This is a genomic window from Bifidobacterium sp. W8103 (assembly GCF_016100775.1).
Classification (GTDB): Bacteria; Actinomycetota; Actinomycetes; order Actinomycetales; family Bifidobacteriaceae; genus Bombiscardovia; species Bombiscardovia choladohabitans.
The window spans coordinates 1,569,741-1,593,014 of record NZ_JACFRV010000001.1 but is presented as its reverse complement, the minus strand read 5'-3'; the positions used below and the strand labels follow the sequence as shown (position 1 = coordinate 1,593,014).

Here is a 23,274-nt window from a genome sequence, read left to right as displayed (position 1 = left end):
CCGCTGTCCATCATTAGCAGCCTTGGGCCGGACCAAGACAGGGCGACGACCCGATTGCACCCACTAATTGCACCCAATATTAGTAGGAGAAGGCCGGGACGGCTGCCCCACGGTAGTAGCGGTTGATGGCGTCAGCCACATATCGGCTGTGGTAGGCGGAGACCAGAGCCTTGTATGCGGGGTCGTTTTTGTCGGCCTGCCTGGCCACGATGATGTTGACATAGGGGTGATTGGCTGGCGATTTGAGATCGCCGGGCACCTGGTAAATGGCATCCTGGATCTTCATGCCGGCATCCAGGATGAAATTGGTGTTGGTGATGCCGGCCGCATAGTCGGGCAGGACCTTGACGATTCCCGGAGGATCTACCTGGTCCAGGACCAGCCCGCGCGGATTGTCGACGATGTCTTCAGGAACCGGCGTGGTGGCCTTGGGGTCGCGCAACCCAATCAGCCCGGCGCTGGCAAGCACCTTCAGGGAGCGGCCCAGGTCGATGGGATCGCTGGGTATGGCCAGACGCTCACCATAGCCAATTTGGTCAACGCTCCGGTACTTCTTTGAGTAGAGGTTGAGGGGTGAGATGTAAGTGTCGCCGATGGCGGCAAACCGGTACCCGTGCTGCTTGGACTCCTGCTCCAGAAAGGCGTAGTGCTGGAAGGCATTCAGGTCGATCTCCCCGTTGGACAGCGCCTGATTGGCGTAACGCCCATATTGGAAGGACCGGAGCTTAATTTTTATGCCGGCCCGGCGCTGGTCCAACTCGTGCTGAACAGCCTTCCAGATTTCCTCATCGGCATCGCCTACCAGGCCGATGCTGATCTCCCGCTGGCCACGTTCGGGCTGGTTGACCTTGACATAGGCCACACCCATCAGGACGGCGACCACCAGGATGACGACCGAGACAGCCACCAGCTCTCGTTTGGCCTTGGTTCTTCTGGTGCTCATATCCGTCCTCCTTCATTGCTGGAACCTATCGCATCAGGAAACCTTGAAGGCCGGCAGACAGGCGCCCTTGTAGACACGGACGATGGTGTCGGCCACGGGCTTGGAATGGTAGGCGCGCACCACTGCGGCATAGGTGGGGTTGTCCCGCTGATCCTTGGTGGTGACGATGATGTTGATATAGGGCTTGTTGGCCGGGTTCTGCAGGTCGTAGGGAACCTCGTGGATGGCATCGTGCACGCTGCGACCCGCATCGACCACGAAGTTGGCATTGGTGACCCCACCCGCATAATCAGGAAGAAGGTTGAGGATGCCGGCCGGATCCACCTGCTCGATGCGCAGATGCTTGGGGTTGTCCACCACATCCTCGGGCAGCGGGTTGGTGGCCTTGGGGTCGCGCAGCCCGATCAGCTTGGCATCGGCAAGGACCTTCAGGGCCCGGCCCATGTTGGTGGCGTTGTTGGGGATGGCCACCCGGTCGCCGTCCTGGAACTGTGAGGGCTTGGCATAGCGCTGCGAATAGAGGTTCATGGGCGAGATGTAGGTATTGCCAAGCACGGCCAGCTGGTAGTGGTTGGTCTTCACGTCGTCCTGCAGGTAGGCGTAATGCTGGGCGGCGTTGAAGTCCACCTCGCGGTTGGACGTGGCCTGGTTGACGTAGATGGCATCCTGGAAGGGCTTGAGATCGATCCTGACGCGTTCGCCACGCCGATCCAGCTCCGCCTGGACAGCCTTCCAGATCTGATCGTCCGAACTGCCGATGACGCCGACCTTGACGACCTTGACATCGGCACCCACCTGGTTCAGACGGACATCGGTACCGACCACCAGCGCCAGCAGGAGGACGATGACCAGGCTGAGCGCCGCCAGCTGGATCTTGGCTCTGTTCTTTTTGCCGACGTGACTGCGACCGACCACGATAATCTGACCTTTCCCGGGTTGTTCAGTGTTCGACGACCTCGGCCAGAAGCCGGCCGAACAGTTCGATCAGGGCGATGAAAATGACCAGAACGATGATGGTGGCGATGGTCACGTCGTTCATGGACCGCTGGTAGCCCAGGCGAATGGCAAAGTCGCCCAGACCGCCGCCGCCCACGATGCCCACGGTCGCGGTCTCGCCCACCAGGCTGACGATGGTGATGGTGGTCACCCGGATGATGGAGGGGATGCCCTCACGCAGGTAGACATGCCAGATGATCTGCCAGGTGGTCATGCCCATGGACTCCGCCGCCTCGACGTACCCAGGGTCCAGACCGGCAAGGGCCGACTCGATCTGCCGGGAAAAGAAGGGCGTGATGCCCACGACCAGGGGAAAGATCGCCCCCTTGGGCCCGATGGCCGTGCCCATGAGCATCCTGGTGACCGGAACCAGGGCCGCCGCCAGAATGATGAAGGGGATGGAGCGGAAAAGGTCGATCAACTTGTCCAGGATGGTGAAGACCAGGCCGTTGCGACGGATGCCATCGCGTCGGCTGATGATCAGTCCCACCCCGATGACCAGAGCCAGCAGGAAGGAGATCACCCCGGAGACGCCGACCATGACCAGGGTCTGAACCATACTGCTGAAGAACTCCGGCAGCCGGCTCATGACGTTGGGGAACCAGGTGGTAAGCAGGGACGTCATGACTTGAGAACCTCGATTCCGATGTTGCGCGAGCGCAGGTATTCCATGGCCTGGCGGATATTTTCAGCGTCGCCGCCCATCCTGACCACCAGTCCACCCAGGGGCGCCCCCTCCACCACATCGATGTCGCCGAAGATGATGTTGACGTCCAGGTTGTAGCGACGGCTGATGGTGGAGACCAGGGCCTCGGAGACCTCCTTGGAGACATAGGACATGCGCATGAGGATCTGCCCGGGCTCCAGGGCCACCAGGGGCGAATCGGCGGCCATCAGATCCTTGACCTTGTCCAGGTTGGAGGTTGTGGCCACGAAGGATTTGGTCAGCTGGGCCTTGGGATCCGCAAAGACGTCGAAGACCCTGCCCTGCTCCACGATGACACCCTGGTCGATGACCGCCACCCGGTTGCAGATCTGCCGGATGACCGACATCTCATGGGTGATCATGACCACGGTGATGCCCAGCTGGTCGTGCAGGTCACGCAGCAGCTGAAGAATGGAGCGTGTGGTGGTCGGATCCAGTGCGCTGGTGGCCTCATCACTGAGCAGGATATCCGGCTCGTTGGCCAGGGCCCGGGCGATGGCCACGCGCTGCTGCTGGCCGCCGGAGAGCTCAGCGGGATAGTGGTCGGCCAGCTCGGTCAGCCCTACCAGTTCCAGAAGCTCCGACACCCGGGCCCGTCGAGAGGCACGGTCGTGTCCGCTCCCCCGCAGAGGAAGACCCACATTGTCGGCCACCGTCCTGGAAGGCATCAGGTTGAAGTGCTGGAAGATCATGCCGGTACGACGCCTCAGGTCCCTCAACTCAGCCGGTGACAGATCCTTGACCTCGCGGCCGCGGACCTTGACGCTGCCCGAGTCATAATCCTCCAGCCCGTTGATGCAGCGGACCAGTGTGGACTTGCCCGCCCCGCTCAGTCCGATGATGCCAAAAATATCCCCAGCCTCGACGGTCAGATCGATGTCGGCCAGTGCCGTCTTGTCTTCGTCGTCGCTGTGATAGGTCTTGGTCAGGTGCTCCATCCGCACCGCCGGTGTCCGCTCGCTCACGTTCCCGCCTTCCCTGGTCGACTGCATGACATGGTAATCGTCCCGGCGGCCAGTGGACAAGAAGGCCTCTATAGATGTCGTTTATAGGCATGTATCGATACTTGGCCTGCTTGGTCTACGGGTCGGTGGCAGAATGTGGGTATGAGCGCATCCGGTCAGCAGCGGATTATCAACACCATCAATCCCGGGGAGCGACCGTTCGGCTCTCCTCTGGGGCCAAGACCTACACGAGTCCTTCTCCTGGGAGCCGGCGAACTCGGCCGCGAGATTGCCATCAGCCTGATGCGACTGGGTGCCTGGGTAGGTGCGGCGGACTCCTACCCTGGCGCACCGGCCACCCAGGTGGCCCATGCCGGCTACCAGGTGAAGATGAGTGATCCGCAGGCCCTGGAGGACCTGATCGACAAGGTCCAGCCTGATTTGATCGTGCCAGAGGTCGAGGCCATCGCCACAGACCGCCTGGTCGGCGCCGCGGCCCGGGGCATCCAGGTGGTGCCTGCCGCCCCACTGGCGGCCATGTGTATGGACCGCCGGGCCCTGCGCGTCTTCGCCCACGAGCAGGTGGGCCTGCCCACCACCCCCTACCGATTTGCCGACTCCCCCGAAGAGCTGGCCAGCGCGGCGGATCAGGTGGGCTACCCTTGCATGGTCAAACCCCTGATGAGCTCCTCCGGCCACGGACAAACCCTGGTGCGAAGCAAGGAGGGCTTGTCGCAAGCCTGGAATTCGGCACTGACCCAGGGCCGGGCGGCCACCAGGCACCAGGGCAAGGCCGAGGTCATTGTGGAAGCCCTGGCCCCCCTGGCCCATGAGCTGACTGTTCTGACCGTGGCCTCCTCTGCCGGCGTGGCCACCTGCACACCCATCGGCCAGCGTCAGGAGGATGGGGACTATCGCCTCTCCTGGCAACCGGCGGAGCTCAATCCCGACATCTTACAGCAGGCCCGGAGTATGGCCACCCGGCTGGTTGGTGCCATGACCTCCCTGGCCCGCCAGAGTGGCGAGACTGGTTGGGGGATCTACGGTGTGGAGATCTTCGTCCTGCGCGATGGCTCGCTGCTCTTCAACGAGGTGGCTCCCCGCCCGCATGACACCGGCATGGTGACCATGATCTCCCAACGGCTCAGTGAGTTCGACCTTCACGCCCGGGCCATCCTGGGCATTCCCGTCCACCAGGAGGATCTGGCCCCGAATCTGCCGGAAGGCACATGCGCGGTCAGCCGACCCATCCTGGTCAGGGGCCAGGGACCGGTCAGCTTCCAAGGTTTGCCGCAGGCCTTGGACCACCCAGGCACTGATCTGCGCATCTTCTCCAAGCCCGAAGTGCATGGCCAGCGTCGCATGGGCGTGGCCCTGGCCCTGGGTCCTGACCTGCAGACCGCCATCGGGCGTGCCGAAGCCGTGGTCAACGATCTGAAACCACGAGTGGGCGCGGGGATGTAACCCGGGCTTGCTATGGTGGTCGTGTCCCAAGCAGTGCAGAAGTTTCCAATTCGCAACAAACTCGAGGAAGGCGAACAATGGAAAAGTTGGGAATGCGCTATCAAGGCAAGGCCAAGAAACTGTACGAGACGGATGACCCGGACATACTCTGGGTCGAGTACACAGACCAGGCCACCGCGGGGAACGGGGCCAAGAAGGCCAATATCGAAGGCAAGGCCAGACTGAACAACAGGATCACCACGGTGATATTCTCCCTGCTGGCCCGCCGGGGCATCCCCAGCCACTTCGTACGCAGCATCTCGGATACCGAACAGCTCAACCGTCGGCTGGACATGTTCCCCCTGGAGATCGTCATGCGCAACCGGGCTGCAGGCTCCTTCGCCCAACGGTATGGGGTTGCGGAGGGCACCGCCCTGAAGCAGCCGGTGCTGGAATTCTTCTACAAGTCCGACCCCCTGGATGATCCGTTTATCAACCGGGATGACATTCTGGCCCTGGGACTGGCCACCGAGCAGGATCTGGACATCATCGCCGCCAAGACCCGGGAGATCAACGGGGCTCTGACCGGCATCTTCCGCGCCATCAACGTGGAGCTGGTGGATTTCAAGATCGAAATGGGCAAGACCGGATCGGGCATCATCCTTCTCGGCGACGAGATCACCCCCGACACCTGTCGGCTCTGGGCGATTGACAACAATAATAACGGCCATGTCACCCACCTGGACAAGGACATCTTCCGCAGGGATTTGGGCAGCATCATTCCGGCTTATCAAACCATTCTGGATGGGCTGACCGAATTGGAGGAACGCGAAAGCCAATCGAACAGCTGAATCGGTGGACCCGGAAGCGAGCATATCGCCTCCGGGTTTTTCATTGGTCCCCAACCAGTCCATCGCGAAAGGATCCATTGTGCTCTTCCGTGTCTATACCGAGAAAAAGCAGGGCTTCGACCAGGCCGCCGAAAGGCTTGCCGAACAGCTCCGCACCCTGCCGGGCGTGCAAGGGCTGACCGGCCTGCGCATGATCAACCGCTACGATCTGGAAGGAATCGACGAAGACCTCTTCAAACGTTGCCTGCCCACGGTCTTCGCCCAGCCCCAGACCGACCTGGTGGCCACGCAACTGGAGCAGGCCCTGCGCATGAAGGGCGATGAGGATCTGCCAGCGCTGGACTCTCCCATGCTCTTCGCCGTGGCCCCCCTGCCCGGTCAGTTCGATCAGCGAGCCGACTCCGCAGCCCAGTGTGTCCAGCTGATCGGTCAGGGCGCCCGCCCCTTGGTGGCCACGGCCACCGTCTATCTGCTCCAGGGCGACCTGAATGCCGAGCAGATCGAGGCAATCCGCAATTACCTGGTCAACCCGGTCGACTCCCGGGTGGTGGGGCTGGAGCTGCCCAAGACCCTGGCCATGCCTGATGACGATCCGGATCCAGTGCCGGTATTAAACGGGTTCCGCGATCTGGATGATCCTGGACTGGAAGCGCTGATCGACAAGCTGGACCTGGCCATGGATCTGCCCGATATCCGCTTCTGCCGGGACCACTACCGTCAGGAGAAGCGCGACCCCACGCTGACCGAGCTCAAGGTGATCGATACCTACTGGTCCGACCACTGCCGGCACACCACCTTCAACACCAGGCTGGAGCGGATCAAGGCGGACGACCCCCGGGCTCGCGCCGCGCTGGAGCATTACCGGGCCATTCGCGCGGAGTTGGGCCGCCAGGACCGCCCGGAATGCCTGATGGACATGGCCACCATCGGAGCCAAGTACCTGCAGAAGCGCGGCATCCTCAACGACATGGACCAGTCCGAGGAGGTCAACGCCTGCACTATCCGAACCAAGGTGGACGTGGACGGCCAGGATCAGGACTGGCTCTTCCTCTTCAAGAATGAAACGCATAACCATCCCACCGAGATCGAACCCTTCGGCGGTGCCGCCACCTGCATCGGCGGAGCCATCCGCGATCCACTGTCCGGAAGGGGCTACGTCTACCAGGCCATGAGGGTCAGCGGAGCAGCAGATCCCCGTCAGCCCCTGGATCAGACCCTGCCTGGCAAGCTGCCTCAGAGCCGGATCGTCCGTCAGGCGGCCGATGGCTACTCCTCCTATGGCAACCAGATAGGGCTGGCCACCGGGCAGGTTCGGGAGATCTACCACCCCGGCTATGCGGCCAAGCGGATGGAAGTGGGTGCTGTGGTGGCCGCCACCCCGGCCGACCATGTGATCCGCCGTCGACCCGCCCCCGGTGATCTGATCATCCTGGTCGGCGGGAGGACCGGCCGCGATGGAATCGGCGGCGCCACAGGGGCTTCCAAGTCCCAGGACGAGCAGAGTCTGGAACGTTGCGGAGCCGAGGTGCAGAAGGGCGACGCGCCTGAGGAGCGCAAGCTCCAGCGCCTCTTCCGCCGCCCGGAGGCAGCCAGGCTGATTGAGCGCTGCAACGATTTCGGAGCCGGCGGCGTTGCCGTGGCCGTAGGCGAGCTGGCGGACGGACTGAGCGTGGACCTGGACCGGGTGCCACTCAAGTACCGGGGGCTGGACGGGACCGAAATCGCCATTTCCGAGAGCCAGGAACGCATGGCCGTAGCCCTGGCTGCCGAAGACGCGCCCGCCTTCATCGACTACGCCCGACAGGAGGACCTTGAGGCCACCGTCATCGCCGAGGTCACCGAAGAACCCCGGCTTCGGATGACCTGGCGGTCAAAGACCATCGTGGATATCCCCCGAGCCTTCCTGGCCTCCAACGGCGCCCCGCATAAGGCCGATGCCCAGGTGGCGGTCCCCGCTCCCTACCACGCCCCCTTCGAGGTCCAAGGCAGCCTGGATGCGCGCATGAGGGCCCTGCTTACGGACATCAACGTCTGCTCCCAGCAGGGTCTGGCCGAACAGTTCGACTCCACCATCGGCGCAGGCACCGTCCTCATGCCTTTCGGTGGAGCCCGACAGCTGACTCCGGCCCAGGCCATGGTGGCCAAGCTGCCGGTGGATGGGCACACCACCTCCGCTTCGGCCATGGCCTGGGGATTCAACCCCTGGATCAGCAGCCAGGACCCTTACACAGGCGCCTACCTGGCCGTGGTCGAGAGCCTGGCCAAGCTGGTGGCCTCTGGCTTCAGCCGTTCCCGGGCCCACCTGAGCCTGCAGGAGTACTACCCCAAGCCCGGTGATGACCCCCGGCGCTGGGGTCTGCCTGTGGCCGGCGTCCTAGGAGCCCTCCAGGCCCAGCTGGATCTTTCCGTGGGCGCCATAGGCGGCAAGGACTCCATGTCCGGCAGCTTCGAGGACCTGGATGTGCCGCCCACCCTGATCAGCTTTGCTGTGGCCCTGGGACAGGCCAAGGATGCAGTCTCCCCAGAATTCAAGGCCGCCGACCGCCAGGTCTACCTCTTGACCCCCGAATACCGGGAGGACGGATTGCTGCCCGATGCGGAGAGCCTACGGACCGTCATGGACCAGGTGGAGGCGCTGATCAGCCAGGGCCTGGTGGATGCTGCAGCCACTCCGGGCTACGGATGCATCGCCCAGTCCCTGATGGAGATGTGCCTGGGTAACAGAATCGGGCTGGATCTGGCGTCAGACACTGCTGTATCGGCGCTCTTCCGCCCCGCCTATGGAAGCTTCATCCTGGAGGCCTCGGGTCCGGAGTCCCTGTTCATTCAGGATTCCGGCCTGCATTTGCGCCTGCTAGGGCACACTCGCGAGGGCTATCACCTTCGCTGCGGCGGCGAAGATCTGGACCTGGCCGAGCTCGAGGAAATCCGTGCCGAAGGTCTGGAATCCATCTTCCCGTACCGAGGCCAAGGCGACCCGGTGCCGACCATCGGGCGCACCGACCGCCAGTCCGGCAGGCCTGCAGTGCGCAGGGCCAAGGGAACTTTCAAGACCGCCCGACCCAGGGTGGTCATGCCCGTCTTCCCCGGCACCAATTGCGAATTCGACTCCGCACGGGCCTTCCGGGACGCTGGAGCCCAAGTGGATACCGTGGTCATCCGCAACCTGAATGCCGAGGACGTGACCGAGAGCTCCCGCCGCCTGGCCCAGGCCATCCGCAACAGCCAGATACTGATGCTGCCCGGAGGCTTCTCCGGCGGCGATGAACCCGACGGTTCGGCCAAACTGGTGGCTTCCTTCCTGCGTTCGAGCCAGGTTGCCGATGCCCTTCAGGAGCTTTTGCAGGACCGGGACGGGCTGGTTCTGGGCATCTGCAACGGCTTCCAGGCGTTGATCAAGCTGGGTCTGGTTCCCTATGGCAAAATCGTCACCGGCTCGCCCGAGGATCCCACCCTGGCCGTCAATACCATCGGTCGCCACCAGAGCCGTCTGGTCCATACCCGGATCAGCTCCACCCGCTCCCCTTGGCTTAGCGCCTGCCGGGTGGGTGACATACACACCATGCCCATCAGCCATGGCGAAGGGCGGTTCGTGGCGCAGCCTGGCCTCCTGCGTACCCTGATCGACCGAGGCCAGGTGGCTGCCCAGTATGTAGATGAGCAGGGTCGTCCCTCCATGGATCCGCTGGTCAACCCCAATGGATCCGACATGGCCGTCGAGGCCATCACCAGCCCGGACGGCCGGGTGCTGGGCAAGATGGGCCACACGGAACGCAGTGGTCCCGACCTGTATCTCAACGTGCCCGGAAAACGAACGCAGCCGCTCTTCCAGTCTGGAGTGGATTACTTTGCCGCCTAGGGGAAAGGACATAAACCATGTCGTTGGAGCTTGAAGGCATCCACGAGGAGTGTGGGATCTTCGGGGTCTGGGGACACCCCGACGCCGCCCGGCTGACCTACTTCGGCCTGCACGCCCTGCAGCACCGCGGCCAGGAGGGTGCCGGCATCGTTTCCAACGACCAGGGGCAGCTGATCGGAAGGCGCGGTCTGGGTCTGCTCACTCAGGTCTTCCCGGACGAGTCCAGCCTGACACCGCTGACCGGGGACCGGGCCATCGGCCATGTGCGCTACGCCACGACCGGTTCAGGATCCATCGAGAACATCCAGCCCTTCGTCTTCCGCTTCCATGACGGGGACATAGCCCTGGCACACAACGGCAACCTGACCAACTGCAACAGCCTCAAGGCGCAGCTGGAGGATCAGGGAGCCATTTTCCACTCCAACTCCGACACCGAGGTGCTCATGCACCTGATCCGCCGCACCCCCGAGAAGGAGTTCATGGCGGCGCTCAAACAGGCCCTACGCCAGGTCCACGGCGGTTTCGCCTACCTGCTCATGACCGAGGACGCCATGATCGGAGCCATGGACCCCAACGGCTTCCGTCCCCTCTCGCTGGGTCGGCTGCCAGGTGGCGCATACGTCCTGGCTTCGGAGACCTGCGCCTTGGACCTGGTCGGCGCCACGCTGGTGCGGGACATCGGTCCCGGCGAAATCGTCCGTGTGGATGACTCGGGCTACAGCATCGAACGCTATACCGATCAGACCTGCCTGTCCATCTGCTCCATGGAATTCATCTACTTCGCCAGGCCCGATTCCAATATTTACGGGGTCAACGTCCACTCGGCCCGCAAGAGGATGGGAGCCAGGCTGGCCCGCGAGGCCCCGGTGGACGCCGACATGGTCATCGGGGTGCCCAACTCCTCCCTTTCCGCAGCCTCAGGCTATGCCGAGGCGGCCGGGCTGCCCAACGAGATGGGACTGATCAAGAACCAGTATGTGGCACGCACCTTCATCCAACCCAGCCAAGCCATGCGCGAGCAGGGCGTCAGGATGAAACTGGCCGCAGTGCGTGGCGTCGTGGCCGGCAAACGGGTGGTGGTCATCGACGATTCCATCGTCCGAGGCACCACCTCGCGCAGAATCGTCCGCCTGCTCCGGGAGGCCGGGGCGAGCGAGGTGCACATGCGCATCGCCTCCCCGCCCCTGCGCTACCCCTGCTACTACGGCATCGACATCCAACGGACATCCGAACTGATTGCCGCCAAGAAGTCCGTGGAGCAGATCAGGGAAGCCATCGAAGCCGATTCCCTGGCCTACCTGAGCCTGGACGGTCTGGTGGAATCCATCGGCCTGGGTCGTGATGCACCCTACCAGGGGCTCTGCGTGGCCTACTTCAACGGAGACTACCCAACCAGGCTTGACGACTACGAGCAGGGCTTCCTGGCCTCGCTGACCCCAGAGGACCGGGCCCGGCTGGAAGCCTCCAAGGGATCCTACGGGCTTGACATGCCTGCAGGGTCCAGGCAGGAAGCCAACCAATGAGCATCAGCGAAGAGCAGGACAGACAGGGCAGAGAAAGGGGCAACCATGCCGAAGGCATATGAGCAGGCTGGGGTATCGGTGGAGGCCGGATACGAACTGATCGACAGGATCCGCTCCCACACGGCCAGAACCCATAGGCCGGGCGCCGGTGACATCGGCGGCTTCGGCGGCGACTTCGACCTGTCTGCACTCAACTACCGCCACCCTGTCCTGGTCTCAGGCACCGACGGCGTGGGCACCAAGCTGATGGTGGCCCGGGAGGCCGGCCGCCATGACACCATCGGCCAGGACTGCGTGGCCATGTGCGTCAATGACATCATCGCCCAGGGGGCCGAGCCACTGATCTTCCTGGACTACATCGCCTGCGGGCACAACGACCCGGCTCTGCTGGAGCAGGTGGTCAAGGGCGTCGCCGACGGCTGCGTCCAGGCCGGGGCCGCCCTGGTAGGCGGGGAGACCGCCGAGATGCCCGACATGTACCAGCCCGACGAGTACGACCTGGCCGGTTTCACCGTGGGCGTGGTCGAACGGGAGTCCCTGGTGGATGGTTCGGCCATCACAGAAGGCGACCAGCTGATCGGCCTGCCCTCCTCGGGAGTCCACTCCAACGGATTCTCCCTGATTCGTCAGGTCCTGCTTGACCAGGGGGGCATGAAGCTGGAGGACCGGCCCTACCAGCTTGGCGGACGGACCCTGGGTGAGGAACTGCTGACGCCCACCCGCATCTACGTCAAGGCGCTGCGCCCGCTCTTCGCCTCTGGCCTGCTCAGGGGTGCGGCGCACATCACCGGGGGCGGCTTCGTGGAGAAGGTACCCCGGATTCTGCCCGAGGGTCTGGCTGCCAGCTTCGACCTCGATTCCTGGAAGGTGCCGCCCATCTTCACGATGATCGAGGAGATGGGCAGGGTCGACCATCTGGAGATGTACAACATCTTCAACATGGGCATTGGGATGGTCCTGGTCGTCTCCCCTGACCGGCTGGACCAGACCCGCGCAGTCCTGGATGAGGAGCAGGAGCCCTACGCCCTGATCGGTCGGGTGACAGGTGCTCAAAACGGCCAGCAGGTCATTCTTAACGAAGACGGTCGTCAGCAATAGCGAGAGGAGCCCATCATGGCGGACAAGGTACTGGTCATCGGATCGGGAGCCAGGGAGCACGTTATCGCCACCACCCTGCTGTCCGGGCCAGGAGTGGATCGGGTCTGGTGCGCCCCGGGCAACCCGGGCATGGAACCGGACGGCATCAGCCTGCTTCGAGAGGATCCCACACAACCCGAAAAACTGATCGCTGCCATACGCGAGTTGGGAATCGACTGGGTCTTCGTCGGGCCCGAGGCTCCTTTGACGGCTGGATTGGTCGACGAACTGCAGGCTGCCGGCATCCCCGCCTTTGGACCCAGCAAGGCTGCGGCCCGCATAGAGGGATCCAAGGGCTTTGCCAAGGACCTGATGCGCAGGCATGGAATCCCGACCGCTGATTATTCGGTCTTTCATGACTTGGACGGTGCCAAGTCCTATGTGCGCTCGCACGGAGCACCAGTGGTCATCAAGGCTGACGGGCTGGCTGCGGGCAAGGGTGTGACGGTGGCCACCGACCTTGACCAGGCCATGCAGGCCCTGGATGCCATCTTCATCGATCATAAGTTCGGGCAGGCCGGAGCCCAGGTGGTCATCGAGGATCAGCTGGTGGGCCAGGAGTGTTCGCTCATGTGCTTCGTCCGGGGTGAGCAGTTCTGGCCCATGCCGCTGTCGCAGGACCACAAGCCCGCCTATGACGGGGACCAGGGTCCCAACACCGGCGGCATGGGGGCCTACTCCCCTCTGCCGCAGTTCGGCCCGGAACTGACCCAAAAGGCCCTGGACACCATCGTCGCACCCACCGTCCGTGCCCTGGCCCGGGAAGGCAGTCCCTTCACCGGGGTCCTGTACACGGGGTTGATGGTCACCGATCAAGGCCCTCAGGTCATCGAATTCAATGCACGATTGGGTGACCCGGAGACCGAGGTGGTGCTGCCTGCACTGACCAGCGACTTGGGCACGGCCATCCGCACACTGATGGAGGGCGGAGAGCCGCAATTCACCTGGGACGACTCCCACAGCCGCCTTGGAGTGGTCCTGGCAGCACAGGGCTATCCCGGCAACCCCAAGACCGGGGTGCCCGTGCCCTTGATTGCTCCAGAGCAGGACCTCAGAGCCTACTACGCCGGAGTGTCCGGCTCGGCTTCAACCGGTCTGACATCGTCCTCGGGCAGGACCGCCCTGGTGGTGGCCCAAGGCGACGACCTGGCCCAGGCAGCCCACCGGGTCTATTCCCGGCTGGACGGCTTGTCGATGCCCGGCCTCTTCTATCGGCACGACATCGGCCACCGCGGCCTGGAAGCCTAATTGGCCGAGCTGGTCGAGTCCTCGCTGTCCTTATCCTGGCTTTGCTCCTCCTGGCGGGCTTGTTCCTTGGCCTTCTGCCGGGCGGCATCCGAATGGCGGGTGGGCGTGGTGTTGAAGCCGGTCCCCTGCAGGTAGTGCTTGCCGGCCATGATGTCGTACTGGATCAGCTTGTAGTCGTTCAGGAGCTGCCGGGTGGCCTGGTCGAAGTCACGGGCGTTCATGGGCTGACCCTGGGCATCCAGATAGTTGGTCTGCCCTGCAGGGATCCTGTTCCAGTCCTGGATCTGGTTGGCCACCGGGGGTTCGATGGCACTGATCTTGTCGTGCAGCTCGGTCAGGAAGGCCGTGAAGGGAGAGACCTTGGTATCCATGTGTTCGGCCACCTGGGCCTGGAAGAAGTTGGGCGAGGAATAGGCGCTGTTGCTGACCTGTGTCCCCGATGCATCCGAGGCCTTGTTTGACCAGATGAAGTAGTCGGTCAGATGCAGGGCCAGGGAGTTGCGCTGGTCCGAACCGGCCGTGCCGTAGATGCCGGGCAGATGGTCCCCGTAGAAGACCACGGTGACCGGTTTGCTCTGGGAATCCAGGCTGTTCAGGAAATCGGCAGTGGCCTGATCGGTCAGACTGACCCCCTTGGCGTAGGTGCGGATGGATTGCATCTCATCGTCGCCCAGGGGCATGTTTGGGTCGGAGGAGCTGACCGAGAAGTTGTTGTCGTCATACCAGTCGTTGTAGGGCATGTGGTTCTGCATGGTGATGACCTCGACGAACTGGTTGCCCTTGTCGTCACCCATCTGCTCCAGGGCGGAGTCGTAGGCGGAGTGATCCCCCACGTACTGGCTGCGGTCGATGCGGTCCTGGTGGGCTATCTGGTCAGGGCCCGTCAGTGAGTAGAAGTGCGAGAAGCCGAACTTCTTGTAGTTCTCGGCCCTGGAGTACATGGAGGACTCATAGGGGTGGAAGGCCAGGGACTTGGACGGCGACCCCCAGGCCTGATTGACCGTGGGTATCCAGCTCAGGTGAGGGATGACCTGCTGATAGGGAGAGGTCAGCGAGGGATCGAAGTTGGCCATGGACAGGCCGGTCATGGCCTGGAACTCCAGATTGGCCGTGCCCCCGCCATAGCCGGAGGAGAGCATGAGCCCGCTGGTGGTGCCGTCCTTGATGGATCTGATATGGGGCATGGGGTCCTGGTTGAGTGCGACGCCCGGCACCCGCGTGGGATCCGAGAAGGACTCGGAGAGGATGTAGACCAGGCTCGACTCATTCATATAGGACTTACGGTCACGGTTGATGCGGTCCGCCGAAAGCTGGTAACGGTGGGCCAAAGTCTGCATGGTGGCACGGCTGTAGCCTGCGGGCTGGTCCATGACCTTGGGCCGCAGCTGCCGGGAGAAGGACACAAAGACCCCGTTGCGCTGGGCATCATAGACCGAGTCCCACATAGAGGGTATGTCGCCCATGAACTGCGAGAAGCGATAGGCGGGGCTGCCGTAGGTGCCCACAGTGGACATGAAGAGCGCCACCACCAGGACCGGAACCAGGACCCCCACCGTACGCAGTCCGGCGCCCAGGGGCTTGTTGCCGGTGGCCACAGGACGGCCGCGACGGGCATCCATCCGTGTCACCACCCAGCAGAGCAATCCGAGAATGATCAGGGCCACAATCCCCAGCCCGATCATGAGCAGGGACCGGGCCGGCAGGAAGGAGACCAGGTTGGCCGCATCGGCATGGAGAAAATCCAGATCGGAGGGCAGGACGGCCTCATACCGTGCGCGTACCTTGAAGCGCTCGATGATCGCAATGACCGCACAGATGGCCAGAATCAGCCCTGAAGCCGCCCAGAAGCGATTGGTCAGGTAGGCCAGGGCCAGGTAGACCAGACCCACAGCCAGCATGTTGAGCACCAGGACGAACCGGCGCTGGGTCCACATGGCCGAGATGAAGCCCCAGAAGCCGATCAGCGGGTTGGACAGCTCTACGCGGGAACTGTTCAGGGAGACCCCCCACTGAAGGATGCCTACCGACAGGAAGTCAATCAGGATGAAGGCGAGCAGGTAGACCCACCCACGCACCCGAAGACGTCCGGTCATGTTCTGCATCCAGGATGTCCACCGGCCGGGCTGACGCTTACGATCCTTCACCGCTTACTCCTGACTTTGGTGACTGGGCCCCATGGGCCTTTACCGATACCTGTGCCATTGTTCCCATTAAGGACGACAAGCCCCGTGAAAACACCCCTTAGCGAACAAAAAGAGCCAGCGGGCCCATCAGACCTTGGCGACAGGCACCTGCTGGACCAGGGCGCTGATCCAATCCTCCAGGTTCCTGTACTTGTTGGGGCGCTGCTCGCTGACCTCGAAGACCGGCACATGGGCCCTGTGGGCCTCAATGGCCAGCTCCTTGGAGGTTCGATTGACCTCCTGGGTGTTGAGCACCAGCATGTCCAACTGCCTGGATGTCAGCAGATGGCGGAAGGTCACCAGGTCCTCGGGCGAGGGTTCGCTCTCGTTGGCGGCCGCCCGCAGGTACCCCTCTGGGGTCAGGTCCTTCATCCCCAGATCATGACAGAGATAGTAGGCAGCCGATTCCGTGGCCGCATAGTGACGTCCCTGGGTCTGCTTGCGCGCATCGGCAATCAGATTGTCCAGCCGGGTCTGTCGAGCCTGCCAGTCCCGGTAGGCCTTGCCAAAGTCGGCCTCGCGGCCTGGACGCAGCTGCCGGTAAGCCTCATGCACGGCCTTGGCGGCCGCGCTCCTGCCCTGGGAGGAGAACCAGAGATGGGGGTTGTCGCCAGCCCTGCGCCCCGATGCCTTGGATACGTCCACCAACTTGGCCTGCCCGGTTTCGGCGGCCTTGGCAGCCCAGTCGTCGATGCCGGCCCCGTTGACTATGACCAGATCGGCACGGCTGATTCGGGCGATGTCGGCCGTTGTCGGCTCATAGTCATGGGCATCAGTCGAAGTGTTGCTCAGAATGGTGTCCACCCTGGCCTGATCGCCGCCCAGGTCCTCGGCCAAAGACTGCCACTGATTGATGCTGGCCACCACCTGCAGAGGTCCGGATCCGGAGGCGGATGGGGTCGATTCGCTCCTCCCGCAGCCTGTCAGACTGGTCAGCAGGGTCAGTCCGGCCAGGAGGGCGGCGACCAAGGTGCGGGTCCGGCGAAGGCGTGGGCTGCTGGGATACATGGATGAGGGTTCCTTCCTGGCGACGGCCTTGGGTCATTTGACAAGCCCCACGAGCGTTACTGAGATTGATTATCAATAAATCTACCATAGAACAACCCATGATCAGAAAGGTTGCCTATACAAATGGCAGTCATCCGCCTGGACACTCCCTATACTGAACTGCGGATACGTTTTGGCTGGAAGGAATTGCATGGGTACATGGCTGGCTAAGGTCCATCTGACCCAGGGATGGCTGCCCGCGACGCTGTTCACCCTGACGGCCCTGGCCCTGGCCCTGCTGGTGTTGACCGGACTGACCCATGGACGCTGGCGGACGCTGCTGAAACAGATCGCCATCGCCGTAGGCATAGGAGCCCTGGGACTTCTGGCCACCTGGCTGGTCTCCGACGTCTTCATGCTCTTCGGGGTTTCCCTGGGCTGGATGGTCATCATCACCGTGGCCTTGGGCTTCCTGACCGTGGGGTTCACCGTATGCATCCTCATCACTGCACATGGATGGCGGCGGCTCCTGGCAGCCCTGAGCGTCCTGCTCTGTCTGCTGTCCACCGGCCTGCGGGTGGATATCATCTACGGAGAGTTCACCACTCTGGGATCCCTGTTCGATGTCACTCTCTATCCCGACTACGGGAGCCATCAGGCAGCCAGACCGGCTATGAGTGTGGCCCAGTGGCGTGCCCGTGCCTCCCGGGGCAACCTGCCGACCTATCCCCGCACCGGCCGCTCCTACAGCGTGCACATCCCCAATGACAGCTCACGTTTCCTGGCACGTCCAGCCGATATTTACCTACCGCCCGCTGCGTTGAGCAAGAAGCCTCCTGCCCTGCCCGTCTTCGTCCTTCTGGCCGGTCAACCCGGCAGCCCCGACCGGCTCTTCACCGCCGGGTCCATCCCCGCCATGATGGATGCCTATGCGGCCGAACACGATGGACTGGCTCCAGTGGTGGTCTCCCCCGACCAGAACGGGTCCTCCTTCCACAACAGCCTGTGCGTAGACTCCCCTGTCTATGGAAAGGCCGAAACCTATTTGAGCCGTGACGTGCCCACGTGGATCCGGGCCAACCTGCCGGTCGACAGCAAACCCCAGCTCTGGGCCATCGGAGGATTCTCCCAGGGAGGGACCTGCTCCACTCAGCTGGGTGCGCGGCATCCCGACGTCTACGGGAACATGCTACCGGCCGACGGGGAGCTGGAGCCGACCCAGGGTCGGCAGGACCAGATGATCCAGGACTACTTCGGCGGCGACCGGAAACGCTTCCTGGCCCAGGTTCCCGCCAAAGCCATCATGGATCGGGCGCCATCGAGCCAGCGGCTATTCACTGCCGCTGGTTCCAACGACAAGGAGTCCCAACATAATATGATGGTCATCGCCAAGGCCGCCGACCAGGCAGGCATGAGTGTGGAGGCCGTCATAGCCCAAGGGTCGGGCCATGACTGGCACACGGTCAAGACCGCCTGGAAGCCCGGACTGGAATGGCTGGGCGAAGCCATGGGTCTTGGGCCAATATCCCAACCAATCCAGGACTTTCCGGATATTGTTGAGATGAACATCAGCTGAAGCGCCGATACAGCAGATCAATAGAGATCATCAGCAGAAAGAGCCGCCGCAATCATGCAGACAACGAATAAGGGATCCAGACTGATGGAGCCTTCAGCCAAGAGTGTCTTGCTGACAGACCTGGCACGATGGGTCAGACGCCACGCCCTTGCACTGGCCTTCAGCCTCGGACTGATCCTGCTCAACCTGATCAGCTGGCTGCTGATCTGGCTGCTGCGCATCCCCGGCAGAAACCGGCTGGGCATGCCCCTGTCCGATTTGATCATTCGTCGGGCCTCCCGGCCCTTCCATGGACAGGGTCGCCCCCCGCTCTTGGTCCAGTTTGCACGCCTACTGGTGTCCTTGGTCATCACCCCCGGTCCCCTGCCGCTGGCTATCGACGTTGCCCTGGTGCTGGTAATGCTATGCATCGCCGAAACCAGGCTGGGGCGCAGGCGCACCGTGCTGGCAGCGGTCATCAGCGCTATAGGCGGCGCGGCGGTCGGTCTGATCATCTGCTGGCTGATTAACGCCCTCCAGAATCATTGGGCCTGGTTCATCAGAGTGCCCATGTCGCTCAGCCCCATCATCCTGGTGGTCGGTTCCCTGATGGCATCCATTCCCTTCAGCGACTTCCTCTGGCGACGCAGGATTGCCACCATCGGTTACACAGCCTTGATCCTTATGGTGCTCTACACCGGCAATCCGGGCTCCTATTGCGCCCTGGCGGCCGCGCTGATCGGGCACCTGACCGGGCACCTCTGGCACGGGCCAGTCCAGGATGCCAACCCGCATGGCCATAGCGGATCCTACGAGACCCGCCACCTGCTGGGAGCGGTCGCCACGGTTCTGGCTCTCGGCCCCCTGGTCACCGTTTCCTCCCGCATTCGCGCCGGCTTCCTGACTCCCTTGGGTACATTCATGGGCTCCAATACAGGCGGAAGCGCTGCACTGTCTCGCTGCCTTGCGGAAAACAACCAGGTCAGCTGCTACGCCCACTACGGCCTGGTCGCCGGCCATGCCCCCACTGGCATCTCCGCCCTGATCATGCCCACCCTCGTTATGCTGGTTGCGGCTTGGGGCATCTACCATGGCCGACGGGTCGCCGCTGTCACCGGTGTGGTCCTCAACGCTTTGACCATCGTCATGGCCCTGCTCTATTTCCTGGTATTCCCACTGACCATCGGCGAAGGCCTGCCCCAGGCCATCCGTCACGGCGCCCTGCCCTCCCTGCTGATCATCACCCTGCCGCCGCTGATTCTCAGCTGGTTCCTGGTGCGCAACCTGGGCATCTTCCTGGTCCGGACCAAGACCTCACGTCTGCAACTGGGCTGGGCGGCCATCGTCCTGGCCTTCCTGGCCACCGCCATGGGCTACATGGCCTTCACCGCCATCAGTCCGGGCTCCTTCAATCCACGGCCCACCACTAGCAGGGCACTCTCCCAGCTGCCCGGGCTCTATCTGCCCAATGGAGTGGCTTCACGTTTCCTTCCAACACTGGTGCCGCGCACTCCCACAGGCAGACTAGTCAGCCACGGTATAGGACTGATCTTCTGGCTGGTGGTCCTGGTGGTCCTACTCTCCTGGATGCGCAGCTCGGTCATCCAGAACGGCAGCGAACGCCAGGAGGCCGACAAGCTGGTCGAATACGGCGGTGAAAGCATGTCCTTCATGACCACCTGGGAGGGCAACAGCTACTGGTTCTCCCCCAGCGGCCACTCCGGCATAGCCTACCGGCTTTTGCACGGCATAGCCCTGACCACCACTGGCCCATTCGGCGACCCTGATGAATATGCGGACGACCTGGACGAATTCACGCGTTTCTGCACCGCACACTCCTGGTCACCGGTCTTCTACAGCATCCACAAGCCCCAACGTGATCTGCTTGCCGCACGCGGCTGGTCCACCCTGACGGTCGGCACGGAGATGGTTGTCACCCCCAGCCTCTGGCAGACCAAGGGCAAAAAGTGGCAGGACATTCGCACAGCCATCAACAAGGCCAAGCGTGACAACATCACCGACTTGCTGACCACCTTCAACGACGCGTCTTGGGACGTCCAGTCGCAGATCGTGGACATCTCCGAGCAGTGGGCCGAACTCAAGGCGCTGCCTGAGATGAAGTTCACCCTGGGCGGCCTGGATGAGCTGAGGGACCCGCGCATGGCCATCCTCTACGCCGTGGACGACCAGGGCAAGGTGCTGGCCGTGACCAGCTGGATGCCCACCTACCGCCAGGGCCAGGTGATCGGCTGGACCCTGGACTTCATGCGGCACAGGACCGACAGCCCCAATGGAATCATGGAGTTCCTGATTGCGCGGATGGCCGAACGGCTGCGCGACCAGGGCACGGCGGAATTCATGAGCCTGTCGGCCGCTCCCTTGGCCGGCATGGACAGCAGTGAAGATCGGACCGCCTTCCTGCAGCATGCCCTGCATCTGGTGGCCGACCTGATGGAACCGGCCTACGGCTTCCGTTCCCTCTTCTTCTTCAAGAAGAAGTTCCAGCCCAGTGAGCACCCGGTCTATATCTGCTACCCCGACCCGGCCCAGCTGGCCCAGATCGGACTGGCCGTGGTCCAGGCCTACCTGCCCAATCTCAAGGCTTCGCAGGCCTGGGATGCCATCAAGACCATCATGCCCAAGGGCCGGGAGGATCGCTGACGTCTGTCTGACCGGAGCGGCCCCGACAACTGCTGCACAGGCCGTAGACCTCCAAGGTGTGCGAGGAGACCGTAAAACCATGTTCAGCCGCCACGTCCTTCAGCCAGCCATCGTCCGGCGGGCTGATCTCCACAGTCCTGCCGCAGCGTTCACAGACCAGATGATGGTGGTGCCTCCGCTGGGCCAGGCAGACCCTGTACAGGCGAATGCCTCCATGCTCAATGCAGTCCAGGCTGCCGGACATATGCAGGGACCCCAGCTGACGATAGACCGTGGCCAAGCCGATTCGCTGGCCTGAATCGCGAAGGAGCCTGTGCAGCTCCTTGGCTGAGACGAAGTCGTTCTGGGCCTGAAGAACCCTCCAGATGGCGTTCTTCTGCCGCGTCCGGCGACCGACGGATGAGCCAGCGTTCATGATTAGACACACTCCTTGGGCTCCACCAAGCCTACATCCGGATTGCCGTAACAGATGTGAGGATTCGGTTCAGTCCAGGTCGGACCAGCAGCCTGTGGCCTCCAGATCCTTGGCTGTCTGCTCGAGATCGTCGGTCAGCACGGTCAGATGCCCCATCTTGCGGTCGGTGCGCACTTCAGCCTTGCCGTAATCATGCAGGAACCATTCGGGATGCTCACCAAGCAACCTTCTGACCGGTGCCACATGCTGGCCCAGAACATTAACCATGACCGCGGGGCTGAGCAGGCGGGGATTGGGCAGGGGCCACCCGGCAATGCCCCGGACGTGGGCATCGAACTGGTCCATGGAACAGGCCTCAATGGTGTAGTGGCCTGAGTTATGGGGGCGCGGGGCCAACTCGTTGACCACCAGACCGCCATCGGGCATGACAAAGAGCTCGAGGGCCAAAGTCCCGGCCAGCTTGAAGCCGTCAGCCAGGGTCAGGGCCATGTCACGCGCGCGGTCGGCCATCCCAGGCTCGACCTGGGCCGGTGCCAGGGTCATGTGCAGGATGTTGTGACGGTGCTCATTGCGCACCATGGGGAAGGTGACATAGTCCTTCCCATTGCCTGAGACCAGTATGGAGGCCTCGAAGGCGAAGTCCACGAACCCTTCCAACACGGAGGGCGGGAGGTCCCGGCCCTTCATCCGCGCTTTCAGGGCCTGCAGATCCTCCTTCGTGCGCAGGACCGCCTGGCCGTGGCCGTCATAGCCGCCGGTTCGCGTCTTGAGCACAGCGGGCATTCCCAGCTCTTTCAGGGCTGCATCAAGCTGATCAAGACTGTCAACCTGCCTCCAAGGGGCGGTATCGATGCCATGGCGGTTGATGAAGGTCTTCTCGTGGACCCGGTCCTGGGTGACCCTGAGCAGGTCGGTTCCCTGGGGGATGGCCACACGGTCCCTCACCTGATCCAGTGCGTCGGCATCCACGTTCTCGAATTCGTAGGTGAGCACATCGCTGCGGTCGGCAAGCCTTTTGATAGCGTCGAGGTCGTCATAGTCGGCCGTCTCCTGGAAGTCGGCCACCTGGGCCGCGGGAGCATCGGGCGTGGGATCCAGCACACCGATACGGAATCCGTGGTAGCGGGCGCTCAGGGCCATCATCCGTCCCAGCTGGCCGCCACCCACGATACCGATGACGGACCCCGGCTCCAGGTGGTCGATTCTTCCCTTGGTCTCCTCAGACAAGCTTGGCATTGGAAGCCTCCACGGATCGGGCCAGCTCTGCACGGTAGTCATCCAGGGACTGAGCCAGCCTTGGATCGTTGATGGAAAGAATCGAAGCCGCCAACAGGCCGGCGTTGGTAGCCCCGGACGCCCCAATAGCCGTGGTCGCCACAGGAATGCCGGCAGGCATCTGCACGATGGACAGGAGTGAATCAACCCCGCTCAGTGCATGGGACTTTACTGGCACCCCGATGACCGGCAGCGTTGTCTGAGCCGCTACCATCCCAGGCAGATGGGCTGCTCCTCCAGCCCCTGCAATAATGACCCCTATGCCCTGGCTCCGGGCCTGATGCGCGAACTCCGCCATGCGCCCGGGTGTGCGATGGGCAGAGATGACCTCCTTGGTGTAGACGATAGCGAACCGGTCCAGCATCCGACAGGCTTCCTTCATCGTCTCCCAGTCGCTCGATGATCCCATGATCACTGCGACGCGTGCCCCTTCATGTGTATTGTCAGCCATTGGCCCTCCAATGTTCATGCACATTCGATACTACGCAAGACCGGGGAGAAGCCAGCCAATCGTGACGGTCCTATGGATGTAAGGGCCGGGCCTGGTG

17 protein-coding genes are annotated in these 23,274 nt (G+C 63.0%); 8 read left to right on the top strand and 9 right to left on the bottom strand.

The annotated features are described in order from the left end of the window. Window positions 1-79: 79 nt before the first annotated feature. Genes H3U90_RS06205 through H3U90_RS06190 form a run of 4 tightly spaced genes read right to left on the bottom strand, consistent with a single transcriptional unit; the run spans window position 80 to window position 3,610 of the window. Window positions 80-943 carry a MetQ/NlpA family ABC transporter substrate-binding protein gene (locus tag H3U90_RS06205; protein ID WP_198177455.1) on the bottom strand — a complete coding sequence of 288 codons (864 nt, stop codon included), beginning with the start codon at window positions 941-943 and terminating at the stop codon, window positions 80-82. Between the two features lie 33 nt (window positions 944-976). Next, window positions 977-1,858 carry a MetQ/NlpA family ABC transporter substrate-binding protein gene (locus H3U90_RS06200; RefSeq protein ID WP_198177454.1) on the bottom strand — a complete coding sequence of 294 codons (882 nt, stop codon included), beginning with the start codon at window positions 1,856-1,858 and terminating at the stop codon, window positions 977-979. A 25-nt stretch (window positions 1,859-1,883) separates the two neighbouring features. After that, window positions 1,884-2,564, bottom strand: a complete 681-nt coding sequence (locus tag H3U90_RS06195; protein WP_024626621.1) for a methionine ABC transporter permease — start codon at window positions 2,562-2,564, stop codon at window positions 1,884-1,886. After that, entirely contained in the window at window positions 2,561-3,610 is a 1,050-nt protein-coding gene (locus H3U90_RS06190) for a methionine ABC transporter ATP-binding protein (RefSeq protein WP_198177453.1), read from the bottom strand. The genes H3U90_RS06195 and H3U90_RS06190 overlap by 4 nt, the downstream gene beginning before the upstream one ends. Before the next feature lie 141 nt (window positions 3,611-3,751). Here H3U90_RS06190 and purT point away from each other — a divergent pair, with 141 nt between their 5' ends. The 6 genes from purT (at window position 3,752) to purD (ending at window position 13,650) form a co-directional block, all read left to right on the top strand. Further along, entirely contained in the window at window positions 3,752-5,053 is a 1,302-nt protein-coding gene (gene purT / locus H3U90_RS06185; RefSeq protein WP_198177452.1) for a formate-dependent phosphoribosylglycinamide formyltransferase, read from the top strand. Window positions 5,054-5,130: 77 nt separating this feature from the next. Then, complete coding sequence (gene purC, locus H3U90_RS06180; RefSeq protein WP_198177451.1) at window positions 5,131-5,883, top strand: phosphoribosylaminoimidazolesuccinocarboxamide synthase; 753 nt, start codon at window positions 5,131-5,133, stop codon at window positions 5,881-5,883. A 79-nt stretch (window positions 5,884-5,962) separates the two neighbouring features. Continuing rightward, window positions 5,963-9,742 carry a phosphoribosylformylglycinamidine synthase gene (locus H3U90_RS06175; protein WP_198177450.1) on the top strand — a complete coding sequence of 1,260 codons (3,780 nt, stop codon included), beginning with the start codon at window positions 5,963-5,965 and terminating at the stop codon, window positions 9,740-9,742. A gap of 17 nt (window positions 9,743-9,759) precedes the next feature. Further along, on the top strand, window positions 9,760-11,265 hold the full coding sequence (gene purF / locus H3U90_RS06170; protein ID WP_198177449.1) for an amidophosphoribosyltransferase: 1,506 nt from the start codon (window positions 9,760-9,762) through the stop codon (window positions 11,263-11,265). Window positions 11,266-11,310: 45 nt separating this feature from the next. Further along, complete coding sequence (gene purM, locus H3U90_RS06165; protein WP_198177448.1) at window positions 11,311-12,363, top strand: phosphoribosylformylglycinamidine cyclo-ligase; 1,053 nt, start codon at window positions 11,311-11,313, stop codon at window positions 12,361-12,363. A gap of 15 nt (window positions 12,364-12,378) precedes the next feature. Next, entirely contained in the window at window positions 12,379-13,650 is a 1,272-nt protein-coding gene (gene purD, locus H3U90_RS06160) for a phosphoribosylamine--glycine ligase (RefSeq protein ID WP_198177447.1), read from the top strand. Here the strand turns inward: purD and H3U90_RS06155 are convergent. Together H3U90_RS06155 and H3U90_RS06150 are read right to left on the bottom strand one after the other, a co-directional pair. Further along, complete coding sequence (locus tag H3U90_RS06155; RefSeq protein WP_198177446.1) at window positions 13,647-15,794, bottom strand: LTA synthase family protein; 2,148 nt, start codon at window positions 15,792-15,794, stop codon at window positions 13,647-13,649. The two genes, purD and H3U90_RS06155, sit on opposite strands and share 4 nt — an antisense overlap. 126 nt (window positions 15,795-15,920) lie before the next feature. Further along, window positions 15,921-16,841 (bottom strand): metal ABC transporter solute-binding protein, Zn/Mn family, encoded by a 921-nt coding sequence (locus tag H3U90_RS06150; RefSeq protein WP_198177445.1) that lies wholly within the window; start codon window positions 16,839-16,841, stop codon window positions 15,921-15,923. A gap of 190 nt (window positions 16,842-17,031) precedes the next feature. Here H3U90_RS06150 and H3U90_RS06145 point away from each other — a divergent pair, with 190 nt between their 5' ends. Beyond that, window positions 17,032-18,396: an alpha/beta hydrolase gene (locus H3U90_RS06145; protein ID WP_198177444.1), complete on the top strand. Its 1,365-nt coding sequence runs from the start codon at window positions 17,032-17,034 to the stop codon at window positions 18,394-18,396. Between the two features lie 54 nt (window positions 18,397-18,450). Continuing rightward, window positions 18,451-21,036 (top strand): bifunctional lysylphosphatidylglycerol flippase/synthetase MprF, encoded by a 2,586-nt coding sequence (locus H3U90_RS06140; protein ID WP_198177443.1) that lies wholly within the window; start codon window positions 18,451-18,453, stop codon window positions 21,034-21,036. Here the strand turns inward: H3U90_RS06140 and H3U90_RS06135 are convergent. The 3 genes from H3U90_RS06135 to purE form a co-directional block, all read right to left on the bottom strand. Continuing rightward, a complete protein-coding gene (locus tag H3U90_RS06135; protein WP_198177442.1) occupies window positions 21,008-21,451 on the bottom strand; it encodes a Fur family transcriptional regulator in 444 nt (147 codons plus the stop codon). The genes H3U90_RS06140 and H3U90_RS06135 overlap by 29 nt on opposite strands. Window positions 21,452-21,520: 69 nt before the next feature. Continuing rightward, window positions 21,521-22,687, bottom strand: a complete 1,167-nt coding sequence (purK, locus tag H3U90_RS06130; RefSeq protein ID WP_198177441.1) for a 5-(carboxyamino)imidazole ribonucleotide synthase — start codon at window positions 22,685-22,687, stop codon at window positions 21,521-21,523. Beyond that, window positions 22,671-23,177, bottom strand: a complete 507-nt coding sequence (purE, locus tag H3U90_RS06125) for a 5-(carboxyamino)imidazole ribonucleotide mutase (protein ID WP_198177440.1) — start codon at window positions 23,175-23,177, stop codon at window positions 22,671-22,673. Before purE ends, purK begins: the two co-directional genes overlap by 17 nt. Window positions 23,178-23,274 lie beyond the last annotated feature (97 nt).